This window comes from Phormidium sp. FACHB-1136 (assembly GCF_014697375.1).
Lineage (GTDB): Bacteria > Cyanobacteriota > Cyanobacteriia > Phormidesmidales > Phormidesmidaceae > Nodosilinea.
Window position 1 is genome coordinate 1 of sequence record NZ_JACJRS010000180.1, and the last position, 5226, is coordinate 5226.

The window sequence follows — 5226 nt, forward strand, 5'->3', positions numbered from 1 at the left end:
ATAACGGTCTGAATCTGAGCCCCCAGCTTACGCCAACGGCCTGACCACCAAAACTGAGGAGGCCGACCCGCCCACAGCGTTAACTCGTCGCGGGGCCGCTGGGGTCGCTTAGATGAAGGCTGTCGGGCGTTTTTCTGGGACTTGGAATGCTTCAGGGTGGGAGGCTGATAGTCCAGCGGCAACCGCAGTTGCTGGAGCGCCTTGGCATTCGCCGATAACTTATCAGAGGTCTGAGCAGTACGGCCTGTGGTGATGGTGCCCCGATTGTCCTTGAGCAGGATCATCAGCACCACCAGCACCCCGAAGGCTCCTAGGATCACATAGCCCTGGGGATTGTTGTATTGCTCGATGAGCCCACGGAGGTCAATTCCAAACACGAGCCTTTTCCTCGGTCTAATCAGCGGCTATCGCCTTTTAGGAGCGATTGACGTTTCCAAAGTTTTTCAAATATGGCCACCCGAACCAATACATCCCAGCGCACGACTCAAACCCAACCTTCAGCCCGAACCCGTAAATCTAAACCTGAAACCAAAACCGGACAAACCCGCACCCGCACCCGAAAGCCAAAAGTCGAGTTGACCGTAGATCCTGAACTCCTCGATCCTGAGTTCAATGAGACTCGGCGGCCTCGACTGCCCTACGGCATTGTCGTCAACGACAACCCAGCAGGCATCCTGATTCCAGTGGATCAGCTTGAGTCAGCAGGCTGGCTAAACCTGCCCGACGACCTTGACGAAATCATCATTGGCGAGAACACGGTCACGGGTCTATTCCTCTCCGAATGTCGGTTAGTGGTGCTCGCTAAGGTGCCGCCCTACATCCGCTACAAAGATGCGGATCAACTCACCAAGCGAGGAGAAGACGAAACCCTGGCCCACACCCTGATTGGGCCTTACGAAACCCACCAAATCCACCTCGATAAAGCCCTGATGGACGTCGTCTCTGAGCACGCCGTCGTGTTCCTAGACGATGCGGATCAGCCGCTGCACACCACGCCCATCGTCATCCGGTTCAAGAACGTCGCCCTGTGGAGCTTCATCAGCACCTGCGACGACTACTACCGCAAGGTCGAAAAGGCCTTTGCGGAGGCCGTCAATCTGCCCTACAGCGGCAAATCCGACCAATGGCGCTCCCTCGTCGTCGTGCCTGTGGCGTTCACCCCCGAAAAGCAAGGGAAGGGCAAGAACAAGTCCCTCTGCTGCAAGGCGATGATTGAGTTTGTGCCGACACCTGAAACCCTGTTCGAGGTCTTCCTGGGCACGCCCCAAGGCAAAGCCCTGGTCTGGGGTCTGCATACCGAAGTCGCAGGCTTTGTGGAATCTGCCCCTACAGCGGCAGCGGCCTTGCCTCCCGCTCAGTCCCTCGACGCCTTGCCGAGTGGCGCGGCGGCGGCCAGCCCTGACGACCTCGAACTGGGTGAGGAAGAAGATGATTTCGACCCTGACGAAGAGGATGCCATCGAGGTAACCGCTGTCGTCGATGAAGACGATGAAGACGATGAAGACGACGAGGACTACTACGAACCAGAGGACGACGACGAGGACAACGACGATCTCTAAGCCCAAGTCCATGCCCTGCCTAGCTTAGGTGGGGTCTGGGCTTAGCTTGCCGCCAGAGGCAGGCGACGGTTGCGGGTGCCTTGGTACCGACCACCCCGCAGACAGGATATCCGCTCCACCACTTGATGGTCTTCAACCTGACTGGCCTGGAGACAGGGCAACGGTCGGGCCACCCCGTCATCCACGTCAATGGGCTGAATTAAGGGAACTTCAGGGGGCAGGTCGGGCCTTAGGTAGGCCGAAAACACCACCCCCTCCCCTTGCAACTCATCGCCATCGAGCCAGAGGCCGCTGTAAAGACAGCCCGATGTGCCGCACAATAGGTCGCTACGATAATCCACCAAGACCAGTCGGCCCTCATCCCCAGGAATGGACCAGCCCACCAGGGTCTCGGCCAGGTCGTCGGCCTCTGATCCCGTCACGCTGGTTTCGGCCTCAATCAATTCATGAATGATGGGGTCAGGCAGCACCTGAGAAACGGGTCGCCAGTTCCCATCTTGGGCCTGGGCGCTGCACCCGACCAACGTCAGGGCCATGCTAACCAGAACGGCTAGGGCAAAGCCCATCCGAAACCGATTCGCGGCTCGACGCAGCCATTTGGGTGGCCCCGGTAACTCAGCTTCCACCTCTTCTAAGGTCGGCCCCTCCCCCGCTGCCGCCCGTCGCCAATCGTTCCAGGTCAGCGTTCGCAGGTTGTCAAAGCCTTGGACTAAATCACTTTTGGAAAACATGGTTCAAGTGTTGAGTGTGTGAGATCAGCGTGTAAAAAACTTATTCGTACTGTTCAATATCCTCACGAATGAGGCCAACAAAACTATCAATGACGTCAGACGGAATAGTTTCGCTATCGATAAGCGGAATAGGTTGTCCACTCGGGTTCCAATAGTCAACCCGACATTCGCCTGAACGATCAACCGATTGAACCGCATAGTCTGGTTCTGGAAACCCATCGAAAACCCTGAACAAACCAAAGGTGCGCTCATCTACGGTCTGCTGAGCCATGAACTCCACCCGTTCAATGATGGGTGGAGCGATGTCAGTACAAGCCTCAAAGCCGACCTGAGCTTGGCTTTGAAGCATCCAGGGAGAGGCAACCACCAATCCTAAAGACAACCCGAATAAGCTAACGACTAAAGCTGTTCTGCGCCAAAATCTCATAGACTATTCTCCTTCTATCGTTAAAAATTGATGTAGTTTCTCGGGTTTTGAGGAACCCCATTTTCTCGAACCTCAAAATGCAGGTGCGGCCCGGTCGAAGACCCCGTGTTACCAGTAGTACCGATTACCTCTCCCTGGCCGACCTCTTGACCCACGCTCACACTCAACCTGTCCAGATGGGCATAACGAGTCTCACGACCATTGCCATGGTCAACGATAATTAAATTCCCGTAGCCACTCGTCAGCGATCCGCTGACCCCAGCAAAGGTAATCGTTCCACCGTCAGCGGCCACGGCTGGAGTGCCCATTGGCGTACCTAAGTCAATCCCAGCATGGTTAGCACTACACGTGCTGCAAGGACGAGGACGAGGCCCAAACTCACTGGTCACTGGAAACTGACCTTGAACGGGATACACCAGTTCGCCGCTCGCTTTCCCGGCTGGGCCACCTCCGCCAGCAGACTGAGTCTGTGGCGGACAAACATTCAGACCTCCTACAGACCCACCCCCCTGCTCATACACGCGACGGGCATTTTCACCGTAGGCGCGCACGCTCAACCGACCAAACGTATCCGACCCACCGCCATCAACGGCAACTCCAGGCCCACCAAAGTGCATCTGGGCCGCTCGTTCCACCAATCGTCCCCCTGCAAAGGGTCGGCCTGTGGTGGGATCTATCTGGCCCGCCGCCCGTCGAACGTTATTGGCCAAGAACCCTTCAAAGGCTCGGTTTTGGTCTTCGGGCGGAAAGTAGCGCATCAGTTCATCGGAGTTCGGGCGATGGCCCCCCCCCACGCGGGACAAGAAGGCCGTTCCCCCTGGCCGAGCGGCAATGAGTTGAGAGGCCTGGTCGTTGTAGCTCATGAACTGAAACTTGCCCAGACCCCGACCACAGTTGCGGCCTCCATCCGCACAAACATGAGGCCCAACCGCAAAATAGCCGCCGCTGCCCTGGGATTCAATCCTCGCAATGGCGCTCGCCAAGGTGCCCACATCAATGCCCGCGACGTTTCGGTTGGAGGTGAACTCAGCTGGGTCTGCATCTTCCGGTAAGTTAATACAGTCTGGGCTAAATCGACCAATGGTTCCCGCTCCACCCAACCCGGTATTCCCAGGCCCAGGCATCCGCCCTCCTCGGGTTGCGCCTGTGCGCTGAGAGGGCGTTGCAGAGGAGGTATCGCTGTCGAGTAGCCCCACAAAGATCGGGTCATTGATGTTGTAAGTAATGAATGGGAAGGGGCCAATGATGTAGGGCGTGCAGCCGCCCCACCCACAGGCTCGAAAGAAGAGGGCGCTGGTCACCGTATCGTCCCGTTCTTCCGGTTCCCAAATCACCTGCTTAAACGCAGGGCCAAAGGGATGGCGACCTGTCGGTTCCAGCCCCCCATTGACGAACTGCAGCACGCCACTGCCTCCCTCTACTTCCTGGTACTTGCCCGAAACCCAGTGGCTCCCGTCGAGGGGGTCAGATCCAGCCCCCAGCGCCTGAAGTTCAATCGAGGCGCAGTCTTGACGGTCGATGTTGCAAGGCACCGCAAAGCCTTGTTGGTCAGAACCCGAGAGGGTACGAGGCCGATCCCCTTCCCGTGGCCCCCAGATCATGTCGATCTGCATCGTCATGTTGCCGACCACTGCGACCGGATTGGGAAAGCTTGCTAGGGGTAGGTCACGGAGTCCGGGCACCTGATTCAAAGTAGCCTGCTCAAAGCCACTAAGGGTACCGAGAGCGGTCTGGGCTATGCCTGGAATCTGGTTGATACTGAAGGCGCTGAGGTCGATGTCATCCAAAACTAACTCGCCCAACTCAGGCCAACGCTGAACCGCATTGAATAAAGTCTGGCCCTGGCGTAGCCTGTCCCCTAGTTCGGCATCGATGAGCGCCGCAATCGGGGGTAACGCATCAAGGTCAAACCCACCGAGGGTCGGGATGGCTGACATCAGGTCGTGGATGGACTGATTGCCAAGTAGGGGGAAGTCTTGGATAGAACGCCCACCCAAGTCTTGGCCTAGGACAGCGCTGATGTCATCTAAGGTCAAGTTGCCAGGGGTCAGGTCTTGAATGTCGCTAAAAGTCAGCACCTGGTCGATGGTTTGGCCGATGCGCCAGGTGCGCTGGTACGGCCCCTCTCGAAACCCGCCACTTTCACCGAAGGCGGGCAAATCGGAGAATGAGAACTGATCAAAGTCGGGCACAACGACCGTTTGGTCAGGCAAGACAGAAAATTCAGTGGTTGGAACCCCATCGGCTAAGGCAGGCTGGGGGCTGACCATCAGCCAAACCAGCATGGCCATCAGCCATGACAAACACTTCAAAAACATGGGTCATTAACAAAAGCTTTAACGTCAGAGCATCAGTGGGTCGTCGCCATAGGTGCGCGGTCGTTGTCGTCGGGTTGGAGGTTTGCCGGAGGCGGATGGGCCAGACTCCGCATTGACCACCCCTTGAGGCTGAGGCAGCGGCGAGGGTGGCCATTCATCCTCAGAAGGCTGAACCCGTCCTAAATCAGAAC

The 5226-nt window shown here is 57.3% G+C and carries 4 protein-coding genes and 1 pseudogene; 1 reads left to right on the plus strand and 4 read right to left on the minus strand.

The genetic code is table 11. From position 1 onward, the window contains the following. Nucleotides 1-377: pseudogene (locus tag H6G62_RS25875) on the minus strand (hypothetical protein); the annotation flags it as partial. Between the two features lie 72 nt (nucleotides 378-449). On the opposite strand from H6G62_RS25875, the gene H6G62_RS25880 reads away from it, so the two are divergent. Next, complete coding sequence (locus H6G62_RS25880) at nucleotides 450-1559, plus strand: DUF5895 domain-containing protein (protein WP_190500557.1); 1110 nt, start codon at nucleotides 450-452, stop codon at nucleotides 1557-1559. A gap of 41 nt (nucleotides 1560-1600) precedes the next feature. On the opposite strand, the gene H6G62_RS25885 is transcribed toward H6G62_RS25880, so the two are convergent. From H6G62_RS25885 to H6G62_RS28150, 3 genes are read right to left on the minus strand one after another with little or no spacing between them, the layout of a single operon-like run. Beyond that, nucleotides 1601-2290, minus strand: coding sequence for a hypothetical protein (locus tag H6G62_RS25885; RefSeq protein ID WP_190500559.1), 690 nt, complete (start codon nucleotides 2288-2290; stop codon nucleotides 1601-1603). 40 nt (nucleotides 2291-2330) lie between these two features. After that, nucleotides 2331-2717 (minus strand): hypothetical protein, encoded by a 387-nt coding sequence (locus tag H6G62_RS25890; RefSeq protein WP_190500561.1) that lies wholly within the window; start codon nucleotides 2715-2717, stop codon nucleotides 2331-2333. Nucleotides 2718-2737: 20 nt separating this feature from the next. Next, nucleotides 2738-5008: a M23 family metallopeptidase gene (locus tag H6G62_RS28150; protein WP_190500563.1), complete on the minus strand. Its 2271-nt coding sequence runs from the start codon at nucleotides 5006-5008 to the stop codon at nucleotides 2738-2740. Nucleotides 5009-5226: the final 218 nt, after the last annotated feature.